The sequence below is a fragment of the Methanococcoides orientis genome (assembly GCF_021184045.1).
GTDB lineage: Archaea > Halobacteriota > Methanosarcinia > Methanosarcinales > Methanosarcinaceae > Methanococcoides > Methanococcoides orientis.
In genome coordinates this window covers 209156-234282 of record NZ_CP073710.1, presented here as the reverse complement: position 1 = coordinate 234282, position 25127 = coordinate 209156, and the positions used below count along the sequence as shown (strand labels likewise).

Genomic DNA, 25127 nt, shown 5'->3' with positions numbered 1-25127 from the left:
AATGGTCACTTAGATCCTTTTAAGTATCGGGCAATCTCTTCCATGAAGACAGGCCCGTACTTTTTCAATTTGAACTCACCCACACCAGTAATGTCCAGGAATTCCTCATTCCTTATAGGATATTTTACCGCCATCTGCCGAAGGCTGGTATCCGCAAAGATGATGTAAGGCGGAACATCTTCATCCACTGCCAGTTTTTTCCGTAATATCTTAAGCCTATCAAACAGTTTTTTGTCAGGCCGGGATATCGGCGTTGGAACCCTCTTTGGTTTTTTAGGAGCAGGAGATCTCTTTGAGGTAGCACCCTTTGAATTCGTTGTCTTCGAGGCAGTAGTCTTTGAAGCAGGGGTCTTTGGAGTAACGTTCTTTGAGACAGAAACCTTTGGAGTAGTGCTTTTAGATCTACTGGACTTCACACTAACCGCACCAGAGGAACGCGTCAGGTAAACCTCACCTCCTGCAAGTATTTCCCGGCTTTTTTTGTTCAGGCTTAAGAGAGGGTATCGTGCACCTTTCACGTCAAGATAACCAAGACGAACCATCTCTCTTGCCATATCAAGCCACTCAGATTTGCTGTACCCGTCACCAGTGCCATGACTTTTAAGCCTGTCATGCTTGTAACTTTTGATCTTTTTTGCCATGGAACCAGATATAATGTCCACTATGTGAGTCATCCCGAAACGTTCATTGACCTCATCCACACAGGATAACAGTGTTCTTGCAGCATCCGAAGCATCAAAAGTATCACGAGGCTTAAGGCAGACATCGCATCCGCCACAATAATCAGACTCCAGTTCCTCCCCGAAATAGCTCAGTAGCACCTTCCTGCGGCATGTCGTACTTTCACAATAATCGATCATGTCCCGAAGCTTTACAGTTGCAATATCACGTTCTGACTTTTTTGACATCTGATCGATGAAGTACTTAATCTTGTACCAATCCCCACGGCTGAAATACAGGATGCACTCACATTCAAGACCATCACGGCCCCCCCTGCCAGTTTCCTGATAATAGCCTTCAATGTTCTTGGGAAGATCATAATGAATAACAAATCTCACATTCGGTTTGTCAATACCCATTCCAAATGCAACTGTTGCCACAATGATGTCAACATCATCCCTTATGAAACGTTCCTGATGTTCATGTCTTTTTGAATCAGACAGACCTGCATGATAGGGCAACGTGTGAAAACCTTTATTGTTGAGCTTTTTGGAGATGGATTCCACACTCTTTCGGCTGTTGCAGTATATGATACCGGAATTACCGGCCTGCCCCTGAATATATTTAACCAGATCGCCGTATGAATCCTTTTTCGGCCTTATATCATAGGTAAGATTACTTCGGTTGAAACTCGCCACATAAACAGAAGGAGACTTTAATTTCAGAAGCTTGATAGTATCATCTTTGACCTTTGGAGTGGCAGTAGCTGTCAACCCGATGACAGGAACATCAGGGAATTTCTCTTTCAGGAATCCCAGACGGTGGTATTCGGGTCTGAAGTCGTGACCCCATTGAGAAATGCAATGTGCCTCATCAATAGCGAACAAACTGACATTGACATAGCTGAGAAGGTCCAGTGTACTCTTCATGCAAAGTCTTTCAGGTGCAACATAAAGGATCTTCAGGTTGCCATCCAGAATAGCACGTGTGGTCTCCTGAACCTCGCGATGGCTCAATGTGCTGTTAAGATAAGCTGCAGATATACCGTTGCTGACCAGACCATCTACCTGATCCTTCATGAGGGATATCAAAGGAGAAACTACGATCGCAAGACCATCCATCATCAGCGCCGGGATCTGATAACAAATAGACTTCCCGCCCCCGGTGGGCATCAGTACGAATGTGTCCTTTTTGTTAAGGACATCACTGATGATATCCTCCTGCAGGGGGCGGAATTCGCTATAACCGAAATATTTCTGGAGTGTCCTGTGCATGTGAATACCGATGATCATCTAATGTTTATTCTACTAAAGAGGCTACAGATATTTAAGAGCAGACCATGCGGGGTGAAAGTGATGCACATACCACAACAGTAAAAATTATAAAATGCCGATCCAGGAGTTTACATAAGGCTAAAATATTAGCTCTGTCGAAAACCTACTTTCTACATAACTGATTCAGGCAAAGCCCAAATTTAAAGGAAGAATGAACCGCCTATCACAATGAACAGGATTCCTGCAATCGTGGATATGATATTTTTATCCACTCTTTCCATTATGATCTTCCCAAGATACACAGCCATAACAGACATTGTGAACAAAGCCAGCATCACCCCGACAAATACCAGATAAGGGTTGTACTGGGTGGCAAAAAGGGCTGCAGCAAGCTGTGTTTTATCCCCCATCTCTGCAATGAGGATTAACCAGAATCCTGACAGGAAAGGACCTTTAAGTTCATTGGAATCCCCTTCTTCAGTTTGGCCCCTTTTGTAGAGGGTAAGCAGACCAAACAAAATGAACAATGATCCGGCGCCTATGCGTACATAATCCACAGGAATTTTCTGGGCAATATAATTTCCAAAAAGTATGGCAATCCCGGTAGTAAAGAAGAATGCCAGCATAATGCCCAAAAGCAGTGATGTATATTTTTTTGTTTTTGTAGAAAGAAGCAGCACTGCAAGCTGTGTCTTATCGCCGAGTTCAGCAAGCCCGACCAGCAGGAAAGGAATCAATATATCTTGAATCATTGTAGCTCCGAGACATGATTTAGCAATATACGTTTTGGTTTGTAGAAAACTATTAAAATCAATTTCCCTACCAAAAAAAGTAATTTTATGTCAATATCGATGGACAAGTTTAAAAGAATCACAATCAGATTTGTCTCTTAAATATAGGGGATTTCTACAAAAACAAAATATTGAATAGATTCTAATCTAACATCGATACTATTAAAACCAACAAACATATTAAGCACAGCATTATTTAAGAAATCCACCAATATTAACTAATTGATTATCATCACATCATAACCGGAGTTCATTTTCATGGTAAAAGTCGAAAAATTCATACCTAAAGCCATAGACAGGATAAAAGAAAAAGCCAAAGGAAAAACTATCGTAGGCCTTTCCGGCGGAGTCGACAGCTCGGTCTGTGCGGTTCTTGCAAACCGTGCCCTTGGGGACATGTTCTTCCCGATCTACATTGACACAGGACTTATGAGAAAAGGTGAGACCGAAGTCATCGAGAAGATATTTTCAGACATGAACCTTCAGGTGATACATGCCAAGGACCGTTTCCTCGAAGCACTGGTTGGAGTAAAGGACCCTGAGGAAAAAAGGAAGATCGTCGGTGAGACATTCATCCGTATTTTTGAAGAAGAAGCACGTGAGCTCGAAGCAGAATATCTTATTCAGGGAACCATCTATCCGGACAAGATCGAATCAGAAGGCGGTATCAAATCCCACCACAACGTAGGAGGACTGCCCGATCGTATCGATTTCAAGGAGATAATCGAACCTATAGATGACCTGTATAAGGATGAAGTACGCGAGGTTGCATGGGAACTTGGATTGCCTGAAGAGATCTGCGAGAGAATGCCATTCCCCGGACCGGGACTTTCTGTAAGGATAATCGGAGAGGTTACCGAGGAGAAAGTGGATGTGGTTCGTGAGGCAAATGCTATCGTTGAGGAAGAACTGCTTGAGCAGTTCAAGCCATGGCAGACCTTCGCCGCAGTTATCGGCAAGGGAACCGGTGTCAAAGGTGATGTCAGGGTACACGGCTGGATAGTCGCAGTTCGTGCAGTAGGCTCAAGAGATGGCATGACCGCAGAAGCACTTGAGCTTCCATGGGAAACTCTTAAAAAGATCGAGACAAGGATCTCCGGCGAGATACCATCTGTTGCCAGAGTACTCTACGACCTGTCACCAAAACCACCTGCAACAATCGAGTTCGAATAATGTCACTCAACAAAGCCGTACTGGACATACGCAACCGCCAGCGTATAAAGCCATCATCTAATGACTATCCTGCTGCTGTCTGGAGGAGTACTGATCACTTCAACGGAGAAACAGCAGATACACTGACGATCATCTTCAAGACATCAGGATGCTGGTGGGGAAAGGCGGGCGGCTGCACTATGTGTGGCTTTGTCTATGATAGTGCAAAGGTTCCCCCAACACCTGAAGAACTTGAGAAGCAGCTTGAGAATGCCATGCACAAAGGTGAAAGACTTGAGCGATTCATGGTCAAGATATTTACCTCAGGCAGCTTCCTCGATGAAAAAGAGATACCTGTTGAGACAAGGAAGAACATACTGGGAAAGCTGGCAGCGGATGAGCGTGTGTTCAAAGTTATCGTTGAAAGCAGACCAGAATTTGTCACCGACGAGATCCTGAAGTCCTGCATTGATGCTCTTGGAGATACACCATTTGAGGTCGCCATCGGTCTTGAAACAAGTTCAGATAATATTCGCAAGAATTCCATAAACAAAGGATTCAAGTTCACTGATTATACTAATGCGGCAACAGTGGCCAGAAACAATGGGGTAACCATGAAAGCTTACCTGTTGTTAAAACCACTTTTCCTCTCGGAAAAGGAAGCATTGGAAGACATTGTCAAGACCATTGATGACGTTGCTGAACATGCACAGACCATTTCAATCAACCTGTGCAATGTGCAGAACGGTACCTATGTGGAACACCTGTGGCAAAGAGGTCAATACAGGCCACCATGGTTATGGAGTATTGTTGAGATACTTCAGCGAGCGAAACAGAAGCATCCGGAACTTGTCATCACTTCAGATCCGGTAGGTGCAGGCTCAAAACGTGGCCCGCATAACTGTAAGAAATGCAGCAGGGATGTATCGGATGCCGTACATCTTTATTCCAGAACTCAGGACCTGAGGGTACTTGAAGAGCTTAACTGCGAATGCAAGGATCTATGGAAGAAAGTTCTTGAGCTGGACGATCTTACCTATGGAAGCCCCATACTGGATTAAGATATCAGCACTTTAAAATAAAAAAGAAAAGAATGGATAAGGACACGTTTATTCCGTGTCCTGATATACCATCGTACCAATTCCCTGATCGGTGAAAAGCTCGAGCAGGACAGAATGGGATACACTACCATCTATTATGTGGACGCGCTCCACGCCACCAAGTACACTTGCCCCGGCACTTCTCATTTTTGGGATCATTCCGCCGCTTATAATGCCTTCTTCTATCAGTGACTCCACTTCATCCACCCTTATACGGGAGATACGGCTGGACCTGTCCGACTGGTCCCTGAGAACTCCCGGAACATCCGTCATCAATATCAATTTCTTTGCGTGCAAAGCATCTGCAAGATCACCGGCGACAGTGTCAGCATTGATGTTCAATGCATTACCTTCCACATCCATTGCGATCGGCGAGATAACAGGAATATAATCATTAGCTGTGACGATGTTAATGAGTTCCGGATTGATGATCTCGGTCTCTCCGACCCAGCCAAGGTCCACATCATGCTCGACGTCCTCGATCATAATCCGCTGAGTGGCCTTTTTCCTGGCCATTATCATTTTCCCATCTTTTCCTGAAAGACCTACACCCTTTCCACCATGTTTTCCTATCAGGGATACGATCTTCGTATTGATGTTGCCCACAAGAACCATGCGTGCGATCTCCATGGTCTCATCATCGGTTATCCTTAATCCACCTACGAACTCAGGTTTCTTCCCCATACGCTCCATTTTTTCAGTGATCTCAGGCCCACCGCCATGAACAATGACCGGATGGATCCCTACAAAACGTAAAAGGACAACATCCTGCATGATGTCGTTCATAACAGAAGGATTGACCATAGCATGCCCTCCGACCTTGATCACCATTACAGAGTCATGGAAATCCCGGATATAAGGAAGAGCTTCGATCAGAACGTTCTCTCTTTTTCCTGTCATATGAATACAATAGCGGAGTCCAGTTTATAAAGCTTTTTGATATAGGAATAGCCTTGGCTCACAGAATAACACCAGTTTATAGATAAACGAAAGGACGAAAAGAAAAACAAAAAAGAACCAGAACAAATATCTCAAAAAGTAGAATTTGCAGGGCCCTTAAGCAGACCCTCACAAATTAATGTAAGAAGATTAGATCTTGTCCAGTTTGATAATACCTGGCTTCTGTTTCTTGACGAATGGCTTGTTGATCTTGTCAGGCATCCAGTCAGGTTTGTTCTTTGGTGCAGCGACCATTTGCTTCCATCCAAGGAACACATGTACTTTCTTAGTGCCACGCTCACGAAGCATGATCTTTTCTGGCTTGGATTTGGTACCCTTGCCCCGGTTAGCAACTTTAAGAGCTGCCTGACGTGGCTGTTTACCGGTGAATACGCCATGTTCTTTACCCTTACTGTCTCGTAACACAAAGTTTCTTGTTTCAGACATTTTATCACCTTACTTACCCGTTATCGGTTATATGTACTTGTACTTACGAGGTATAAATAGTTTTCTTTTAATGTTGCCTTTCGATCATGTTTCTGCAAATCAAGTTAATTTGTCATACGGACTGCTTCGGAAAAATAATGAAAAAAGATTTATATATTTGCCCAATACCCAAAAATATATAAGTATGCCACCCAGCACCCGGTGCTAAAATGATGCATCACAACAAAACATTTACATGTAATGACTATGTTTGTGATTGTTATTAATCCAAAAGCATAACTTAAACGTAATTTATTTTAATTTCTTATTAGAGGTCATAAAAATGGAGCTTCCAGTTGCGCAATTCCCTGACGTACAAGCAAATAAACCACAAATACCTATAAACCTTACACGCGTAGGTGTGACCGAAGTAAAAAAACTTGTTGAGATCAAACGAAAAGACAAGCGTCCGATCGTACTTATTTCAACTTTTGAAATCTTCGTGGACCTACCTTCAGATCGTAAAGGTGCAAATCTCTCTCGTAATTTTGAGGCAATCGATGAGGTTCTTGAAAAGGCCATCAATATGCCTGTTTATGAGATAGAGGAACTCTGCAGCGATGTTGCAAGGAACCTTCTGGGCAGGCACGAGTATGCCACACGCTCCGAAGTACGCATGAAAAGTGAATACGTGGTCAAAAGAGAATCACCATCCACCAAAATGCAATGTCAGGAAGTTGTGGATATATTTGCAGAGGCCATTGCCACAAGACCAAACGAAGAAGATATTGATGTCAAAAAGCTCATCGGTGCAGAAGTTGTCGGCATGACCGCCTGCCCATGTGCCCAGGAAATTATGAGAGACAATGCAAAGGCAGCACTGCGCGAACTTGGTGTTGACCTCGAAACCGTCATTAATTTCCTGAACAAGGTCCCAATGGCAACTCACAACCAGAGAGGACGTGGCATAATCTCACTTGAGGTCAGCGGTGACGTAGTGATCTCACTGGATACGATCATTGAGATCATTGAAAATTCAATGAGCTCCAGTATTGTCGAGCTTCTCAAACGTTCAGACGAGGCACTTGTTGTAGAAAGAGCTCACAAGAACCCTAAGTTCGTTGAAGATTGTGTCAGGACAATGGCAAAGAAAATTGTCAGCGAGTTCACACATGTCCCTGACGAGGCTATTGTTACGATCAAGCAGATCAACGAAGAGAGCATACACAGGCATAATGCATTTGCAGAAAGGGTTGCACTTCTCGGTAAACTAAGAGACGAGATAGAGAACAATTAAGGAGAGATCACATCTTGGATGAAGAGGCTTCAGTTGTCGATGTAGTTGTTGATGTAAACGGTGCCCCAATAACTATTGGCAGCAATGTCAGGTATATCAATACAGATACCATTGGAGAAATTGTCGAAATCAAAACAGATGATGAAGGCACATGGGCACTTCTCGATACAACCGAGCTTTATTACAGGGTGGACACTCTACAGATCACAGATAAAAAAGCAAGTGCAGGCAAAGAATACGCAATTTCAGAAGAAGAGATGAAAGAACGTATCAAAAGGCAAGCCGAAGATGCACAATCAAGCACATTGGAAGAAGTATTCCAGGCAACAGGAGGAGGTTAATTTTCCTGCCTCCGTTGTTAACCTTTTTTTGTAATTGTTTATCTTCCAAGTGTTTATTACCTAATATTATCCCTTTCTGATAAAGACAACATACATATGAATTTTGGAACACTGGCGTCCCATTATTAACTGTTCTTCTCAAGCAATGTCAGGGATCTTATCCACTCACCCTTTGGCTCTCTGGAAGTGCCCACTACAAGTCTCTTGATGTCACCCACCTGTTCGACGACACCCTGTGCATCAATGACCTCTCCTTCCAGAGCCTGCCCTGCATAGGTATGAGTGTATGACAACACATGATCGATCTCATCGTGGTCAACCTTGTAAACAGAAGGATTATCAAAAGCAAGTCCATCATCAGTAACTGTTGCTTCGATCCTCATAGTACCAACGTCTGTGCCTCGTGAAAGTGGCTCATTTATCTGATCCCAGTCACGCACGAACAGCAGATCGAAATAGGTACCTCCAACCATGCCCCTGTTACCCTTGCGCTTTTCATGAAGGATGAATTCCTCATAGGAGATCTCAGGGATGCGCTTGTTGTATATTCGATGCCACATATCCTCATCGATATCTTCAATAAAACCGCCCTTCTCCTTTGCAGCTGAAATTGCATCTCTTGCCCTGAACCAATCATTGCCATAGACAACAAAATCAACATCAGACTGTTCATTTTGCAATCCAGGAAGGAATGATCCGGTAACGCCCATTTTTTCAAGAGGAATGCCAGCACTGAGTAGCACATCTGCAACAGCCTTCACCCTCCCATCCTGATTTATGAGTTCAGGGACAGGATCTGAGGGATAAAGAACTTGCTTCACCTGATCTTCAGGGACGATGTGAACATCCTGTACCCACTCAGGCTTGTTCTCACGCATAAAATCGAAAGAAACATCGAAATCGTATTTTCGATAGCTCATACCGTTTAGCTGACGGTCACCAGATTCATCCGGAACGTACCTTAATATACACCTCACCCCATCAGGATGAAAGTAGTCAGCCACTGCAAATATCCAGTCATCTTTTGTAATAATGAAATCTCTGATACGTGTCTTTATCATTGTGATCATCCCGTAGTTACTGAAACTAGCTCAACAGATATATCTTACGATTTATAAATACCATACATCGCCTATTAGATCAGGAAATATCCATGGAAAGCGCTATCTCATCACAATCCGGGAACTTATGGCATTTGATACAGCCGCTCCAGATCTTATGGGGAAGGGACGATTTGTCCACACGTTTGAACCCATTCTTCTCAAAAAAGACAGGTGCATAGGTTAATGTGAATACTTTTGTAACACCAAGTTCCCGGGCATCATTAAGACATGCATCCAGAAGTTGAGTGCCGATCCCTTTTCCCCGATATTCCGGAAGTATCGCAAAGGACAGGACCTCGGCAAGATCCACCCACAGGACCTGAAGTCCACAACAACCAACGACTTCCTCTTCTACTTCATAAACATAAAAATTGCGGATCGCCTCATAGAGTTCACTGACCGATCGAGGTAGCATCTGATCCTGGCTTGCATAATAATTGATGATCTTTTTGATAGCATCAACATCCCTTAACTCAGCTTTTCTGATCAATATGCAAGCTCCTGTGTTTGTAAAAATGATAGAAGAATAATGGCGGGCGTGAAGGGATTTGAACCCCTGGTTTACAGCTTAGGAGGCTGCCGCCATATCCTGGCTAGGCCACACGCCCTCGCGATACTCCTGTAATGTCGATCACTCTTTTAAACTTATTGGTTAAAATGCTGGGCAAAGGAACTTCATTGATAATTTGAAAGCTGAAACTTCCCATAATTAGAATTCGACAAGATTATATATTATTATAATTATGAGGGGGCATTGGGGTTAACCACTTCAAAAGAGGAGAATAAACATATGAAGATAGTACACGCACAAACAGTCCTTGCAGAAGAGCAACTACAGGAATTAAAGAAAAAATGCAACAGCTCATCTACAAAGGAAGCACTAACCATCGCTGTTGAACACTATCTTGAATGTGAGTACACTGATATGAACGAAGACATGTGGGCTAAAAAGATGGAAAAGATCGTTCAGAAAAAGAAAGAAAGAAAGAACTGATCTGGCCTTCATAAGACTTATTTGTTACATGAATATGCTGTGTTTAGCAGCTCATGTAACATACCTTTACATAGGACCCTAAATCGTGCCCTATATAGCATAACTTATTTTATCGTAATTATTTTATTTGTAAGCATAATTTTGATCAAGTGTACATAAACCATTTATACCCGAAATATGCTTAATAAGAGCCTGTCTGATCGATTAATTTGAACCAAATGGATTGATAGGGAATGACAGCTTCATATTTAATGTCTCTAATAATGACGCCAATACTTATCTGCATGATAGCTTTGGCGTATTATATTTTTGTGCCGGAAGAGTTCAAGAATAATAATAAAAAGAACTACAGATGGATGTATTCTCTGGATACATTGCCATATTTTTTATCGGCATGTTTTGTCTACATGCTTGTGAAATCCCAGCTTGCAATTGCAAATTTTCTTGATAAAGGAACATACACCAACTATGCCGGATATATGATGCTCATCGAAGGAGATGCAGTCTCTTATTTCCAGAATTTTGCAAGCCCAATGTTGACATATATCAGTGCAGCCGTTTATTTGATCGGATTTTCTTTCCTGTTGATCTTCACATTCCTGTTGCTCATGCACACACAGAAACTTGAGGTATTGCAGGAATATACCATAGCTTTCGTCGCGATCTATCTGGTGGCACTACCATTTTACATTTATGTACCTGTATCAGTAACAGGTTTTACATTACCAACCGTTGCCCCCCTGCTGTATGACCTGAGTCCCATAATCCTGCAAGGAGTTACAATTGTAGACCCTTTCCTTGACAATTGCTTCCCCAGCCTTCATGCAGCATTATCCATCATGGCCATGTTGATGATATTCAGGACCGACCTTACGAGGTTTAAGATCTTTTCACTGGCAACTACAATTGCGATTCAATTTACGATACTCTATCTTGGAATACACTGGATAACTGACATGATCGGAGGTTTCATTCTAGCCATGGTAAGTTATTTCATCGCAACAAGGTACAGGGTAACGATCATTAGATTACCGGAAACGATCATGTCAACATTTGAGAGAAGAACAGAGCTGGTTGATGCTGTTAATTCTGCCCTATTATCCAAAGGCCTCATCAAGTGATAGATCGGTCACTTGAAAAGACTAAATACTATTTAATGAATATATATTATGGTACTTGCAGATACATCAATATAAAATGGAGATAGTGGTAGCCATGACAAACAAATTAGGTTCGATCCTTGAAAACAGAGGTCCTATCAAAAAGATAGGAGTGCTTGGAATGGGATACGTGGGAATCCCTGCAGCTGTTCTTTTTGCCAACTCCGATAAATTTTACCATGTTCTGGGATTCCAGAGGGACTCCAAGAGTTCCGGTTACAAGATCGGGATGCTCAACAATGGAGAGAGCCCGTTAAAAGGAGAGGAACCAGGCCTTGAAGAGCTACTAAAGAACGTAGTGGACGAAGGCAAGTTCGAATGCACACCGGACTTTTCAAGAATATCCGAACTCGATGCGATTACCCTTGCTATACAAACACCATTCTCAGACCCTGCAAGCCTCCAGCCAGATTTTAGTGCACTTACTGACGGCATAAGAAATGTAGGAAAATACCTGAAAGAAGGTATGCTCGTAGTACTGGAATCTACCATCACCCCCGGAACCACAGATACACTTGCCAGGCAGATACTTGAAGAGGAGTCCGGACTTAAAGCCGGCGAGGACTTTGCACTTGCACATGCACCGGAAAGAGTCATGGTCGGCCGCCTGCTGAAGAACATACAGGAACACGACCGCATTGTAGGTGGTATCGATGAAGCCAGCACAAAGCGCGCCGTGGAACTTTACAGCCCGGTACTCACAAAAGGCAGGATCATACCAATGACAGCAAGAGCTGCAGAGGTTACCAAAACCGCGGAGAACACTTTCAGGGACCTGCAGATAGCAGCCATTAACCAGCTGGCATTATACTGTGAAGCCATGGGGATCAATGTTTACGATGTGAGAGCAGGGATCGATAGCCTCAAGGGTGAAGGAATCACACGTGCAATACTTTACCCCGGCGCAGGAGTGGGAGGGCATTGCCTGACCAAGGATACATACCACCTCGAAAGAGGAGTTACAACCAGCGAAGGAACACTGGATTACCCAGAGGATCTGGATTCCATTTTTGTACTTGCAAGAAAGGTAAATGACTTCATGCCAAAACACATGCATCACCTTACAAACGCAGCCTTAGAACGGATCGATAAGAAACTGAAAGGTTCAAAGGTAGCTATTCTTGGATGGGCATTTATCAATGATTCAGATGATGCACGTAACCCACCTTCAGAGCCTTACAGAGACCTTCTGTTAGAGGGAGGAGCAGAGGTTTTGGTACACGACCCACATGTTCTGAGTTACCCGAACGTTGAGATCATAAAGGACCTTGATAAAGTTGTAAAAGATGCAGATGTTATTGCAATAATGACAGGGCATTCAGGTTACTTTGAACTTGGACCAGAACAACTAAAACAGTTGACCGGAAAGGAAAATACAGTAATTGTCGATGGAAGGAATGTTGTGGATCCGGACACGTACATCAATAATGGTTTTGTGTACAAGGGAATTGGAAGGGGAGACAAGAACGATCATGCGATCGTTTGACCAATCTGAACACAAGGGCACTTCAGTCCTGATCAGCAGTACTCTGAGCTGAGCCGACAAAAGAAGAAAGGAAAAGAAAAGAAAACAGAATAATCAGAATTCCAGCCTTTCTTCACCTATTTTTAGCAACTGAATCTACCTTACATTATAGAACCAATATTAAATTTATATGAAGACTAAAGAATCTAGGAATATTTTAATAATTGCTGACAATATGCTTGTGCAAATCATCCAAGGATAAAAAACGTGAAACTCCTAAGTTATTTGCACAATCCGATCCGAAAAAGGAAAACCGAATCTGAAAATATCTGTCAGTACAAGGTCCGCCAGACGAAGAACCAAAGGACCATAGAGATAAATTGTTCTCAATGCAGTCACACTTCTACTCTTAATGATCCAGTCTGCCGTGAGATGATATTCAACATAATTCTTACAGAACCCATATCCAACAGGCTAATTCTTTCTCACCTTTACGAGCGAGATTATGAAGGAAAGGAACTTTCGACCCTTTATGAACTTGCAAAGCTGGGAGATACTCTTGCAAATTACAATAATGTTCGAGTCACATGCAATTGTTCACACAGAGAACATGCCGACTGCCTGTCCCATAGAAAAGAACTGGTAAATAACATCATCAGTTGCTCAAAGAGTGAACCTGCATCATCATACAAGCTCCTAAAAAAGAGCGACATTGAAATGATGAAGATTCCTGACCGCCAGGAATGCCCCGGATGTATTGCAAACTACCATTCAATTATCAGGGAAATGCAGGATATAGCTTCTGAACTTAACATCGACATTACCTGTGAAATTGTCTGCGACAATGACATCGATCCTGACAACGATGATAGCATTGGTAGCATTGGTAGCATTGGTAGCAATGAGAACAATGATAGTGATCGAATTGAGTATGACTATGATAAACAGATCAAGCCTCACGTAAGACCCGCCTTTTCATCGTCCCGCATATATACGGAACCACCCGAGAATACCCAATTCATGGAATGCTATGACGTCAGGAACAATGATGGAAGAATGCTTCAGATATCCATATATGAAATGACGGATCGACCTGAAAAGCTGTACATGGCAATTCCCCTTGAATACAACCTGAAGCATGAAGACCTCGGACTTATCGAAAGGGTCAGGAAAAAACTGATAAGGTTCCGCCCTGACAACATGAACTTCGCAGATCCTGTGAACTCAAGAAAATATATTCGCAGGATCGGGAAACAGATGCTTGAAGAGGATTCAAATGTTCATGGGATAACGCTTAACCCACTTGAAATGAGGACATATTCTGACATTCTTGCAAAATACACCACCGGACTGGGAATACTGGAAGATGTGCTTTCAGACCCGAAGATCACGGATGTCTATGTGAACGCACCTGCAGACATCAACCCGGTCCATGTGGTAGTGGATGGAGATGAATGTATCACCAACATTTTTCTTTCACAGGACGATCTGGACTCCATGGTCTCAAGATTCCGAGCCATTAGCGGCAGACCTTTCGGAGAAGCAACACCCGTACTGGAGATGGAGCTTCCGGAATTTGGAGTGCGTGTATCCGTTATCGGCGATCCCCTAAGTGCCAATGGACTTGCTTATGCATTCAGGAAACATGCAAGAACGCCATGGACATTGCCAAAGCTCATCAATACCGGATCGATCTCACCGCTTACAGCCGGCCTCCTGAGCTTCCTCATGGATGGGGAAGCATCGATCCTTGTAGCAGGAGATGTTGGAGCAGGCAAGACCTCACTGCTATCTGCAATGATGATGGAGATCCCTCAGAAATACCGCATCCTGACAATAGAAGATACAAGAGAGATCCCCATTGAGGAACTGCAGCAGCTGGGATGGAAGATACAGGGCATGAGCTCACGCTCATCGATACTGAATACCAGTATCGAAGTAAGCCCTGATGTTGCATTACGAGCAGCCCTGCGTCTTGGGAATTCCTCGCTTGTTATTGGAGAGGTCAGAGGACCTGAGGTCAAAGTGCTTTATGAAGCAATGCAGGTAGGCACTGCAGGCAATTCTGTTCTGGGAACCATACACGGAGCATCCACAAGAACGGTCTATGAGCGGATAGTACACACCCTTGGAGTGCCACCTGCATCTTTCAAGTCAACTGATGCAGTGGTGGTCTGTACCAACACACGAGTCGGAGGAGGTATGAGTAAGAAACGCAGGCTCACACAGATCTCAGAGGTTACCACTGGATGGGATGACGATGCTGACCCGGAGGAGATATTTACAGAGATCATGCGATACAGTGCTGCTGATGACTCATTGATCCCCACAGACATACTGGACAGGGGACAATCCCAGCTCATTGAGAAGATCGCACGCAAATGGGGCATCTCCATCGATGATGCATCGCTCAACATACGTATAAGAGCAAGAATAAAACAGAAAATTGCCCATGCAGGTTCACTGGATGCCAGGCTTGTGGAAGCAGATATGGTGAGTAAAGCAAACAATATTTTCTGGCTGTACATGGATATGGAAAAGAACAGCACCCATGGACCAGACTATGAAAATGTCTATGAGAAATGGAACAGTTGGTTTGATAATTTCACCTCCACCCACATACGAGAGGAGTGGTAAAATGGGAACAGGAATGTCAGAGAACTGGTATGTGAGTGGCTGCAAGTTCACATCACTTCACTTTTCCAGATTCATAAAAGACATTGATGCTTTTTCTAAAAAAGCCGAAGGATCGGTCAGTCAGGAATACCGGGATGCGATCATCTTTACAGGATGTGTGATAGAGCCATTCGAAACCGTGCTTTTCTCTTACGCAGGTTCGTTGATCGCTCTTATATTTTTTCTCATCATGGATGCAGTACTGTTCCAGATCACCACGTTCAACCCAACTGTACTGATATTCGTAGCTTTGATGACATTACTTGTACCCTTAGGAATACTGCTCTACCTGAGCGAGTATGTGAAGATACATGCGAAGTACATGAAAATACGATCCATAGGAGATATACCCGAGGTCCTGAGCTATGTGGTAATGTCCATGAGGTTGGTCTCGAACATGGAGAAGGCAATCCATTTTGCTGCACTGAACTCAAACCGGCCACTTGCAAATGATCTCAGGAAGATGCTCTGGAACCTTCAGGTGCGCATGTATTCAAGCATGGATGATGCATTGCTGGATTTTGCAGAGATGTGGGGAAAGAACAGCGAACATTTCAAACGTTCCCTTCACCTGATCAAAAGTTCAACCAGCGAACCTGATGAAGCCCAGAGAGTTATTACACTAAACCGTGCCCTTGACATCGTACTGGATGGTACAAAGGAAATGATGGAACAGTATGCGGCACGCCTGAAGACCCCAACATACGTCCTGTATTCGATCTTTATACTCATTCCCCTGGCACTTGTGGCATTACTTCCTGCAATTACAGTTGTAGGAATAAGGTTCGATGCTTTGACCCTTGTAGTACTCTACAATGTGATATTGCCGCTTGCGACTTTTGTGTACGCTGAATATATCCTGATGCAGCGACCGGCAACATTTCTCCCTCAGGCCATTCCGGAAAGCCACCCCCAACTAAAGGACATAAGGAAAAAGAGAAAAGTTGCAACTACCATGGCAATTATGATCGGGGCATTCGTCAGTTTTTCAGGCTACATTTACATATATCTTGGAAATCCCCTGAACATAATTTCAACAGCGACCCTTGAAGGAATAATGCCCCCAACATTGCTCATCATATGGGGAATAGTCATTGCTTTTTCCATCTACATGAATGCGGTATATTCACCATACAAGAAGATACGCGACGATATCCACAAGATGGAAAGTGAATTTGCAGATGCATTGTTCATACTTGGCAGAAGGATATCAGAAGGGCGTTCTGCGGAAGAATCATTTGCACACACCTCTAAGACCATGAAGGGGTCACATATCGGAAAAGTGTTCGAAAGGATCTCCATCAACCTGATAACCATGCGAACGAACATACGTTCAGCAATATTCGATGAGGAGTTCGGGGCTTTCAAGGACATATATTCGGACAGGATCCAGACTACAATGATCATGTTCACAGAAAGTGTGCACAAAAGTCATCTGTCAGCAGGTATTGCGATCATCAAACTTGCTGATCACCTGAAAGAGTTGCAGGCCGTGGAGAAGAACATCAAGCACTCATTGTATGATATGACATCAACAATGAGAACGACCGCTTGTATATTTGCACCACTCATCGCAGGTGTGACCATAGCGCTCTCGGAAGTTATCTCCAGGATCCTCCAGAACGTCGCAGAAGGGATTTCAAGACTTCCTCAGAACATCGTCCCGGGACCTGCACAGATATCTCCGGAAAATCTTGACCAGACAATATCACCGGACCTGTTCATGCTGTCAATTGGGATATACCTCATATTAATTACAGCAATTCTTGTGAGATTTTCAAGCACGATCGAAAATGGAGGAGAAAGAACACAATTCATGTACGATCTCGGGCAATCACTGCCGATCTCCATAATCGTGTTTACTGTCACTGCAATAGTCTCAAGGATATTCTTCAGAGGACTTATATGATGATATCCGAAAAGGAATCCTTCAAGCTAAAGATAAAAACGACAAACAAAAAGACCATTTCAAAAAAAATCTCCAAAATCCGATATTCAAAAAGCAATAATAAGGGATTGATATTCAAAAGAGAATGATCAAAAACAAAATTCAAAAGAGATCAATCCACATATACAAGAGCTTTCACAGGACAGACGTTGATGCACTTCATACAAACCGTGCATCTGCTATAATCGATGCTTACCTTTCCGTCCCTGCGTTGTAAAGCCCCGTAGGGACAAATGTTATCACATTTGCCACAATTATTGCATCCGATGACAGCTATACAGTCTTCTGTCTGACTCATCTTCAAACAATAATATCACAAAATAGATACACTTTTGCATCTAAATCAGACTTATACAAAGAGGAAATATGAACGACAATATGAAAGAGATCATCCATACGGATAAAGGGTCTTTCTACAATTATCTCACAGAAGGCTGCAAGCTATGCCAGCAAGGTGCCAAGATGGTGCTTTTCATCACAGGCATATGCGGCAGGGGCTGTTTCTATTGTCCGCTTTCAGAGGAACGAAAGAAGGATGTGACATATGCCAATGAACGTCTGGTTAAAAGTGATGAGGATGTTATCAATGAAGTGCTCCAGATGGATGCTTTGGGAACAGGCATTACAGGTGGAGAGCCACTTATAAGGTCGGACGTTGTCCTGCATTACATCAAACTTCTGAAAGAACAGTTTGGTAAAGAACATCATATACATCTGTACACTTCGATCGCCCCTGAGAGAGATCTACTGAAAGCCCTCGCCGAAGCAGGACTCGATGAGATCAGGTTCCATCCCCCACAACAATTATGGAAGAAGCTCAAAGGGTCTGAATTTGAACGTGCAATAAAAGATTCCATTGAACTTGGCATGGAAGCAGGCATGGAAATTCCCTCTATAGAAGGAGTGAGCGATGTAAGGGATGTTGTCATAGATACAGGTTGTTTCCTGAACCTCAATGAACTCGAATTCGCAGATACGAATGCAATTGCTATGAAAGAGAGGAAATTCCTGCTTAAGAACGATATGAGCAACGCCGTGGAAGGATCGGAAGCATATGCGATCGAACTTGCAGACAATCTTCCAAAGATACATTTTTGTTCGTCAAGATACAAGGATGCAGGGCAGCTGCGTGAGCGTCTGCTCAGGATAGCCAGAAAGACAGCACGCCATATCGATGAGATAACAGAAGAAGGAACCATTGTTTATGGATCCATTGAAGGTGCTGATACTGACAAGATTATCGAGGTATTACATCAGTTCGAACTATCTGATGACATGTTCGAAGTAAAGGATAAAACCATAGAGTTGCCCTGGTGGCTCATCGAGGACATGGCAGAAGAATTAAAGGATGAAGGATTAGTTCCATCGATCATTGAGAGATACCCTTTTGAGAAGGGACTGGTCGTTGAGGTGATCCCACTCTGATACCAACATTTATAAGGATTAATGTTGTAGTGGAAACGCGTTCTGTATCATAAAACAAATAAATTAGCATAAGTTTATAAATAGAAATTACATAGATGTAAATGAGGTGTTTGTGCTGGAGACTATTGAAGACCGGGTTAAAGCAAGGCTTATTAAATATTTAGGCCGCGACGATACAGGTATACGTGAAGATGTTTTGAAACTCTTCCTGGAAGGAGGAACCTTCACTACAGGCGATGTCTACAAACATCTTAATGAGAAAGAATTTGATGTAAGTTACAGAGGCGTTTCAGCAATGGTTGGTCTCATGAACACAAGACTTGGTATACTCAGTATAGACGTTACCGGTGATCATAATATATACCTGCTGAAAGAAGACTATAAACCTATAGTTAAAGCGGTTCTTGACAACTATTAAACATCTACAGGATGTTAACCAATCTTTTTTACTAGTTCATTGGGTGGAATCTTCATGATGAGATCCATACTGAACCTTTTCTATAGTACTTATGAAAAGTCCCTCTCAAAAGACGTCAAGAGTGGACATGTTCCCGAACATATAGCCATAATTATGGACGGAAATCGCAGGTTTGCCAACAAACTTGGGAAAAAGACAAATTATGGGCACACAAGAGGAGCCGATATAACCGAGCAGGTCATAGAATGGTCATACGAGATCGGTGTTAAGGAACTTACTATATATGCATTTTCTACGGAGAACTTCAATCGCTCCACCGATGAAACTGTGCAACTCTTTGAGCTTATTGGAAAGAAGTTCGATCATATGCGAGAGAGCGAACGTACACATCAAAAAAAGATCAGAGTGCGAGTGATAGGAGACCGCACCCTCCTACCAGAGGACCTTCAGGAATCAGCTGAAAGAATAGAAAAGGCGACAAAGGATTATGACAAATTCAACCTGAACGTTGCACTCGCTTATGGCGGAAGGCAGGATATCGTACAGGCTGTCAGGAAAATGGCAGATAAGGTACTAAAAAACCAATTATCACTGGAAGATATTGACGAGAACACAATTGGCGATCATTTCTATCCTGCAGAAGGAGCAGCGGTATCTAACGTTGACCTTATAATACGCACAGGAGGAAATGAAAGGATCTCGAATTTCCTTCCGTGGCAGGCCAATGGGAACGAATGTGCCGCATACTTCTGTGCACCATTCTGGCCGGAGTTCCGCAAGATAGACTTTTTACGCTCAATTCGCACATACCAGGCACGTCTGGCTGAACAAAAAATGAAGGAAAAACATCGTACAACACGTTTTCTTAATAAGGTTCGGAAAACGAGTAAAAGTCAATATTGATCACCGAACACATTCGGATACATCAAAGCAGAAGTAAACAAGAATTATTTAACAGAAAAACAATTTAAAAAAGATGGGCCGCAGCGAAAGCAAACGATCCTGACGGGATGGAGGAACTACGGCCAGTGCTTAAGCGAGCTCATTTGTGTGCTCTTACGAATTCTTCGAATTGTTCATAGTATCTTGCCCTGTTTACTAATTCTGTAAAGAAATCATCCATATATTTCACCTCAATTACTAGTATTACTTCTGAATATATTAAGGACTGCCAAGCGGGGTGAAAGTATTCTGATTTTACCAGTTATATTTTAAAAACCACAGATTATCGTATTCAATCATTAGAGGTTTCCATGTCAATAATGGTTAGAATTCAGAAACATGGAAAACTATATATAAAGTTCCATGTCAATATAGGTATAGAAAGCATTTGCATGGAAATTCTACAAATAGACCAGATCCACGAGTGAAAAACAAAGGAGTCAATACAATGAACAACATCTACAAATATCTCAGATCTGCCACCACAGGCGAAGAGAAGTCAGAAAATGAACATGATATGGAAGTCTTCATGAAGTCACAGGAACTGGCGGAAGAATTCGATATCAAATATGACGGAGAAAGTATTGTACCAATAGATACGAGCCTTGCAGACTCCGTATTTGAAGCTGCAGTTCAGCTATTGACATCTGTGGGCATATACTGTATTGACACAAAGAGAGCGATACAGATCGAAGAAGAGGATATTGTAAAGTCCCTGAACACTTCCGAAACGCTTGAGATCGGAAGGAAGAACGAAAAGGTAACAGTTCCATTAAGGTACATTATGGACTCTGAGCCACCGGTCATAATCGGAGGTCCTATGGGAGGTACGGTTTCCGAGGAAAACTTCCTTGAGGTTCATTTGAGTTCTGCCATGGAGCCTATTGTGCAGGGCATATATGCAGGCGCACTTGAAAAGATGGGAGGTAAAGGAATCCGCGGGAAAACACCCTTTGAGATGCTTGCTGCACTGAAGGAAGCAAGAGAGGAAAGGCTCGCAACAAAACTTGCAGGACGTGAAGGTCTTGCATTGATGGGACCGGGCACACCAACCGTCTCACAGGCATACATGCTGGTTTCTTCCGATGAACTGTACTCCAGTGCAGATGTCCAGGAGGCCTACCAGCTGGATGAGCTTAAGACCGACTATGAGACATTCTACAAATCCATATTCCACCTTGAGCACGGAAACCATTTTCTGAGCGGCCAGTGTCCGGTCTTTGGAGGAACAGGTATCGGCTCACCCGAAGGACTTGCTATCGTTGATGTTGCAGAGACCATCCAGTCAAAGATAATCACAGGTGCTAGTTTACACGTTTCCGGTGCAGTCCATGTGAATACCAATTCATCCTCAACAAAAGAGATCATGTGGGGTTCTAACCTGTCATCCCTTGCCATTTCACGCAACATGCACCATCACATAGGAAGATATTACTGGAACCTTGCAGGATGCTGCACTGACATGATGTTCTATGAGACCGCTGCACAGGCCATAGGAGATACGGTTTGTGGAAGGGACATGCTGATCGGACCGGTAGGTGCCCGCGGAGCAGGTACCGATCACTCCACAGGACTTGAATCCAGGTTTATGGGAGAAGTTGCACACATGGCAACCGATCTGTCACTTTTAGAAGCAGATGAGGCTGCCCGTAACATCTATAGGAAATATGAGAATCTGTTGGTACATGCTCCCGAAGGCAAACCTTTCAACGAATGCTATAAAGTGAAATCAGAGTATGAAATGAAGCCTACAGATGAATATATGAAACTCTACAAGGAAGTATTCGCTGAAGTTAGAAAATACTGTGGAATCGAATGATAACTGTGGACTCAACATGAATGATATTTTCGGAACAGATGGGATCCAGATATTCAGGAACAGAGCAGCGCTTTCTCCAAGGCATCTTCCGGACAGGCTTGTTGGAAGAGAAAAGCAGGTAACAGAACTTGCTTCACTGATGAGACCTGTTCTCCACCGAGGGGAGCCTGCTAATGTACTGATATCCGGAATTAAAGGGACAGGTAAGACAACTATTGTGAAATTTGTCCTGAAAAAACTGAGCGCTAACATTGAGATGAAAGGCCTTAGCGTTGTCCCGGTCTTCATAAATTGTCGGAAGATCAGCACAACCAGTAAGATCATACTTGAGATACTGAGCAAGATATCACCCGAAATAGAAGTTCCAAGAACGGGACTCTCAATGGGAAAATACTATAGAGCATTATGGAAAGCGCTGAACGAAAAGAGGACTACAATAATTGTGGTCCTTGATGAGATCGAGACTCTGAAAGACAAAAATATACTCAATGAACTCAGCCATGCCGGTGAGAATATGAGCATCGAAGAAGACATATTCATAGGCATCATTGGAATTAGTAATGACATCTTCTTTTACGGGAAGGCCGAGAATACTATTCTTTCGGCACTCCAGTATAGGAACATAGTATTCCCACCTTACAACGAGGAAGAGGTTGAGCAGATACTGAATGACCGCTGTAGAATTGCATTTGTGGAAGATGTTGTGGATGGGGGAGTAGTACCACTATGTGCAGAGATATCAGGAGCTGAACATGATTGCGGAAAAGCCCTGACTTTGCTTGAAAGGGCGGGTGCTATCGCAGATATCTCGAATGAGGAAAGAGTGACTGAAAAACATGTTCTGCTCGCAAATGAAGTGATGGGAGAAAAGGACCTATTCACCTCACTGGAAAATCTGCCAATCAATTCAAAGCTTGTACTGCTCAGCATCATTAGACTTAGCGAGGAGCTGAATGATAAGATCACAACAGGCCAGATAGATACACTATACAGGAAGTTTTGTGATCGTATAGGCACTAACCCCCTGGGACGCACAAGCGTTTCAGGAATTGTCTCAGAATTCGATATGAGAGGAATTATCTCAGCACCTGTGCGTAGCAGAGGAAGGTATGGAAAGACACGTCTGGTATCAATCAGGAAAAATCCAAAGAAGATAGAAGACATACTCTATATGGACTACAGGCTTAAAGAATTGTGATGCCAGCATAATTTCGCGTAACTTAAATAACGGAGATAAATATGAAATTAAATCTTGGAATTGATGCAGGTGGCACATATACAGATGCCATAGTTGTAAGAAGCTCAGATGATGCCATAATTGCATCCTATAAGGCCTTGACAACATATCCAGATCCACTGGAGGGCATCAGGGAAGCACTCGACGGAGTTGATCAGGACATACTTTCACAAGTGGATGTTGTATCGGTATCCACAACACTTTCCACCAACACCATCCTGGAAGGAACAGGATTCCCGGTTGGACTCATCCTCGTAGGGGACTTTTTTATCAGCAATGACCTTCCCACAGAACACTTTGTGCAGGTCAAAGGCGGACACAACCACAGAGGTGGTGAAGCAGAACCCCTTGATGAGAATGCAGTGAAAGAATTTGCCCGGAAGGCAAAAGAGAATGTTTCAGCCTTTGCAGTTTCCTCGTATTTCAGTATTCGTAACAACGAACATGAGCTGAGAGTCAAGGAGATCATCAGGAATATCACTGGCATGCCTGTAGTATGTGCACATGAACTATCACAGGATCTGGGAGCATTTGAGAGAGCTGTCACAGCATTCTTTAACGCCCAGTTGTTGCCCATAACAGAGAAGTTCATGTCCAGTGTGGAAACTGAGATCAGGAACAGAGGTATGAAAGCCAAGATATTCATGCTCAAATGTGACGGGTCAGTAACCGGGATAAAGAGTGCAGTGGAAAAGCCGATCGAGTCCATCTTCTCAGGCCCTGCAGGGAGTCTGGTAGGCGCATCATTCCTTTCAAAAAGGGATACTTGTGCAGTTATAGATGTAGGCGGAACAAGTACTGACGTGTCCGTTATAAGAAGCGGTGTCCCGGAAATGAGTGAATCCGGTGCTGTAGTGGGTGGATGGAAGACCAGAGTCAAGGCCATAAGGATGGAAACCTCTGCACTCGGAGGTGATAGTGATATCTGGATCGGTTCAGGAAAGGTAAACTTCGGACCGCGAAGGGTCATACCACTATGCAGGGCAGCAGCACAGTTCCCAAAATTCCTCGAGCAGATCGCGACCAACCCAATGCCTTCAAAAGCTTTACTGGGAAGGAACTTCCAGCCCGCCAAGTTCTACATAAGGACAGACTATGAACCACTCGAGCTGACCGAACTGGAAACAGAAATCCTCAATGCCATTCCTGCTGAACCAACATCACTCAAGGAGATACGTTCGCGTATCAACAAATATCCGGCATCAAAACATCTGGATAACCTCATGCAGAAAAGGCTGATACAACCCATCAGCTTCACACCCACGGACGCCCTGCATGTGCTAGGAGAGTATACGGAATATAATGCTGAGGCTTCACGCATCGGTGCAGAGCACCTGGCTCCCCTTTATAAGATGGAAGGAGATGAGTTCGCTGCCTATGTAAAGAGAGAATTTGCCAAGAACATGGCAGCAGACCTTGTTTCATTCTTCCTCGAAAAGATATCAAGAGAGGAAATTCGTAATATATTCGATGTAGAATCACCAATCCAGTTCAAAGTGCATGTGCCGGTAGTGCTGATCGGCGGCCCTGTGGTAGCATATCTTGAAGAGATGAAGAAACTGATAGATGCAGAAATCATCCTGCCGGAATTTGCAAATGTGGGTAATGCTGCGGGAGCATTAGCTGCAAAAGGAATAAGGAGGGTAGAGATATTGATACGCCCCGCTTCCATGGCCGCACCGGAATGGGAGTTCTATGTCTATTCAGAAAAGGGAAGAGAGAACTTCTACGAATATGAAGATGCAGTAGAACATGCAATAAGTCTTGGCAAAGATACAATCTACAAATACATGAAAGAAGCTGATCTTGATCCGGATTCAGTTAAGATAGACATCAAAAAGGATGAAGTGCTTCTTGAAGGGCTTGATACACTGATAGAAGCAAAGATCGTTGTACTGGGTGTTGCTGAGCACATCGAAGAAGACGAATAAAAGAGAAACTATTCACGAAATTATATTCA

Annotated in this window: 22 protein-coding genes and 1 tRNA gene; 15 read left to right on the top strand and 8 right to left on the bottom strand. The window is 43.3% G+C overall.

All coding sequences use genetic code 11. The annotated features are described in order from the left end of the window. Window positions 1-5: 5 nt before the first annotated feature. The gene (gene recQ / locus J7W08_RS01285; protein WP_233084887.1) at window positions 6-1952 is read right to left on the bottom strand and encodes a DNA helicase RecQ; all 1947 of its coding nucleotides are present in this window, start codon (window positions 1950-1952) and stop codon (window positions 6-8) included. Window positions 1953-2134: 182 nt separating this feature from the next. After that, the gene (locus tag J7W08_RS01280) at window positions 2135-2686 is read right to left on the bottom strand and encodes a TMEM165/GDT1 family protein (RefSeq protein ID WP_233084886.1); all 552 of its coding nucleotides are present in this window, start codon (window positions 2684-2686) and stop codon (window positions 2135-2137) included. 297 nt (window positions 2687-2983) lie between these two features. Between J7W08_RS01280 and guaA the strand changes: the two genes are divergently transcribed. Further along, complete coding sequence (gene guaA, locus J7W08_RS01275) at window positions 2984-3898, top strand: glutamine-hydrolyzing GMP synthase (RefSeq protein ID WP_233084885.1); 915 nt, start codon at window positions 2984-2986, stop codon at window positions 3896-3898. Beyond that, window positions 3898-4938 (top strand): archaeosine biosynthesis radical SAM protein RaSEA, encoded by a 1041-nt coding sequence (locus J7W08_RS01270; RefSeq protein ID WP_233084884.1) that lies wholly within the window; start codon window positions 3898-3900, stop codon window positions 4936-4938. The genes guaA and J7W08_RS01270 overlap by 1 nt, the downstream gene beginning before the upstream one ends. Window positions 4939-4986: 48 nt before the next feature. On the opposite strand, the gene argB is transcribed toward J7W08_RS01270, so the two are convergent. Together argB and J7W08_RS01260 are read right to left on the bottom strand one after the other, a co-directional pair. Beyond that, the gene (gene argB / locus J7W08_RS01265) at window positions 4987-5877 is read right to left on the bottom strand and encodes an acetylglutamate kinase (RefSeq protein ID WP_233084883.1); all 891 of its coding nucleotides are present in this window, start codon (window positions 5875-5877) and stop codon (window positions 4987-4989) included. A 189-nt stretch (window positions 5878-6066) separates the two neighbouring features. Beyond that, window positions 6067-6363, bottom strand: coding sequence for a non-histone chromosomal MC1 family protein (locus J7W08_RS01260; RefSeq protein ID WP_135613059.1), 297 nt, complete (start codon window positions 6361-6363; stop codon window positions 6067-6069). Between the two features lie 322 nt (window positions 6364-6685). On the opposite strand from J7W08_RS01260, the gene mptA reads away from it, so the two are divergent. Then, window positions 6686-7639: a GTP cyclohydrolase MptA gene (gene mptA, locus J7W08_RS01255; RefSeq protein WP_048193301.1), complete on the top strand. Its 954-nt coding sequence runs from the start codon at window positions 6686-6688 to the stop codon at window positions 7637-7639. 14 nt (window positions 7640-7653) lie between these two features. After that, window positions 7654-7980 (top strand): DUF2098 domain-containing protein, encoded by a 327-nt coding sequence (locus J7W08_RS01250; protein WP_233084882.1) that lies wholly within the window; start codon window positions 7654-7656, stop codon window positions 7978-7980. Window positions 7981-8105: 125 nt separating this feature from the next. Here the strand turns inward: J7W08_RS01250 and J7W08_RS01245 are convergent, their stop codons facing one another. The 3 genes from J7W08_RS01245 to J7W08_RS01235 all read right to left on the bottom strand — a co-directional run bounded on the left by J7W08_RS01245 (window position 8106) and on the right by J7W08_RS01235 (window position 9691). Further along, on the bottom strand, window positions 8106-9041 hold the full coding sequence (locus J7W08_RS01245) for a nucleotidyltransferase domain-containing protein (protein WP_233085713.1): 936 nt from the start codon (window positions 9039-9041) through the stop codon (window positions 8106-8108). Window positions 9042-9120: 79 nt separating this feature from the next. Next, on the bottom strand, window positions 9121-9573 hold the full coding sequence (locus J7W08_RS01240; protein ID WP_233084881.1) for an N-acetyltransferase: 453 nt from the start codon (window positions 9571-9573) through the stop codon (window positions 9121-9123). 40 nt (window positions 9574-9613) lie between these two features. Continuing rightward, window positions 9614-9691 (bottom strand) — tRNA-Arg (locus J7W08_RS01235). 182 nt (window positions 9692-9873) lie between these two features. Between J7W08_RS01235 and J7W08_RS01230 the strand changes: the two genes are divergently transcribed. The 5 genes from J7W08_RS01230 to J7W08_RS01210 all read left to right on the top strand — a co-directional run bounded on the left by J7W08_RS01230 (window position 9874) and on the right by J7W08_RS01210 (window position 17287). Beyond that, on the top strand, window positions 9874-10077 hold the full coding sequence (locus J7W08_RS01230; protein ID WP_233084880.1) for a DUF5371 family protein: 204 nt from the start codon (window positions 9874-9876) through the stop codon (window positions 10075-10077). Between the two features lie 251 nt (window positions 10078-10328). Then, window positions 10329-11198 (top strand): phosphatase PAP2 family protein, encoded by an 870-nt coding sequence (locus J7W08_RS01225; protein WP_233084879.1) that lies wholly within the window; start codon window positions 10329-10331, stop codon window positions 11196-11198. A gap of 94 nt (window positions 11199-11292) precedes the next feature. Beyond that, window positions 11293-12723 (top strand): nucleotide sugar dehydrogenase, encoded by a 1431-nt coding sequence (locus tag J7W08_RS01220; protein ID WP_233084878.1) that lies wholly within the window; start codon window positions 11293-11295, stop codon window positions 12721-12723. Window positions 12724-12969: 246 nt separating this feature from the next. After that, window positions 12970-15339, top strand: coding sequence for a type II/IV secretion system ATPase subunit (locus tag J7W08_RS01215; protein ID WP_233084877.1), 2370 nt, complete (start codon window positions 12970-12972; stop codon window positions 15337-15339). A gap of 1 nt (window position 15340) precedes the next feature. Then, window positions 15341-17287, top strand: coding sequence for a hypothetical protein (locus tag J7W08_RS01210; protein ID WP_233084876.1), 1947 nt, complete (start codon window positions 15341-15343; stop codon window positions 17285-17287). Window positions 17288-17438: 151 nt separating this feature from the next. On the opposite strand, the gene J7W08_RS01205 is transcribed toward J7W08_RS01210, so the two are convergent. Continuing rightward, window positions 17439-17624 (bottom strand): 4Fe-4S binding protein, encoded by a 186-nt coding sequence (locus J7W08_RS01205; RefSeq protein ID WP_233084875.1) that lies wholly within the window; start codon window positions 17622-17624, stop codon window positions 17439-17441. Between the two features lie 68 nt (window positions 17625-17692). On the opposite strand from J7W08_RS01205, the gene J7W08_RS01200 reads away from it, so the two are divergent. The 6 genes from J7W08_RS01200 (at window position 17693) to J7W08_RS01175 (ending at window position 25098) form a co-directional block, all read left to right on the top strand. Beyond that, window positions 17693-18751, top strand: coding sequence for a radical SAM protein (locus tag J7W08_RS01200; RefSeq protein WP_233084874.1), 1059 nt, complete (start codon window positions 17693-17695; stop codon window positions 18749-18751). A gap of 106 nt (window positions 18752-18857) precedes the next feature. Continuing rightward, on the top strand, window positions 18858-19169 hold the full coding sequence (locus J7W08_RS01195; RefSeq protein WP_233084873.1) for a DUF2551 domain-containing protein: 312 nt from the start codon (window positions 18858-18860) through the stop codon (window positions 19167-19169). Window positions 19170-19223: 54 nt separating this feature from the next. After that, window positions 19224-20072 (top strand): polyprenyl diphosphate synthase, encoded by an 849-nt coding sequence (uppS, locus tag J7W08_RS01190; protein WP_375141056.1) that lies wholly within the window; start codon window positions 19224-19226, stop codon window positions 20070-20072. Between the two features lie 487 nt (window positions 20073-20559). Continuing rightward, a complete protein-coding gene (locus J7W08_RS01185) occupies window positions 20560-21930 on the top strand; it encodes a monomethylamine:corrinoid methyltransferase (protein WP_233084872.1) in 1371 nt (456 codons plus the stop codon). Window positions 21931-21946: 16 nt separating this feature from the next. Continuing rightward, window positions 21947-23128, top strand: coding sequence for a Cdc6/Cdc18 family protein (locus J7W08_RS01180; protein WP_233084871.1), 1182 nt, complete (start codon window positions 21947-21949; stop codon window positions 23126-23128). A 41-nt stretch (window positions 23129-23169) separates the two neighbouring features. Next, window positions 23170-25098 carry a hydantoinase/oxoprolinase N-terminal domain-containing protein gene (locus J7W08_RS01175; RefSeq protein WP_233084870.1) on the top strand — a complete coding sequence of 643 codons (1929 nt, stop codon included), beginning with the start codon at window positions 23170-23172 and terminating at the stop codon, window positions 25096-25098. The last annotated feature ends 29 nt before the right edge of the window (window positions 25099-25127 follow it).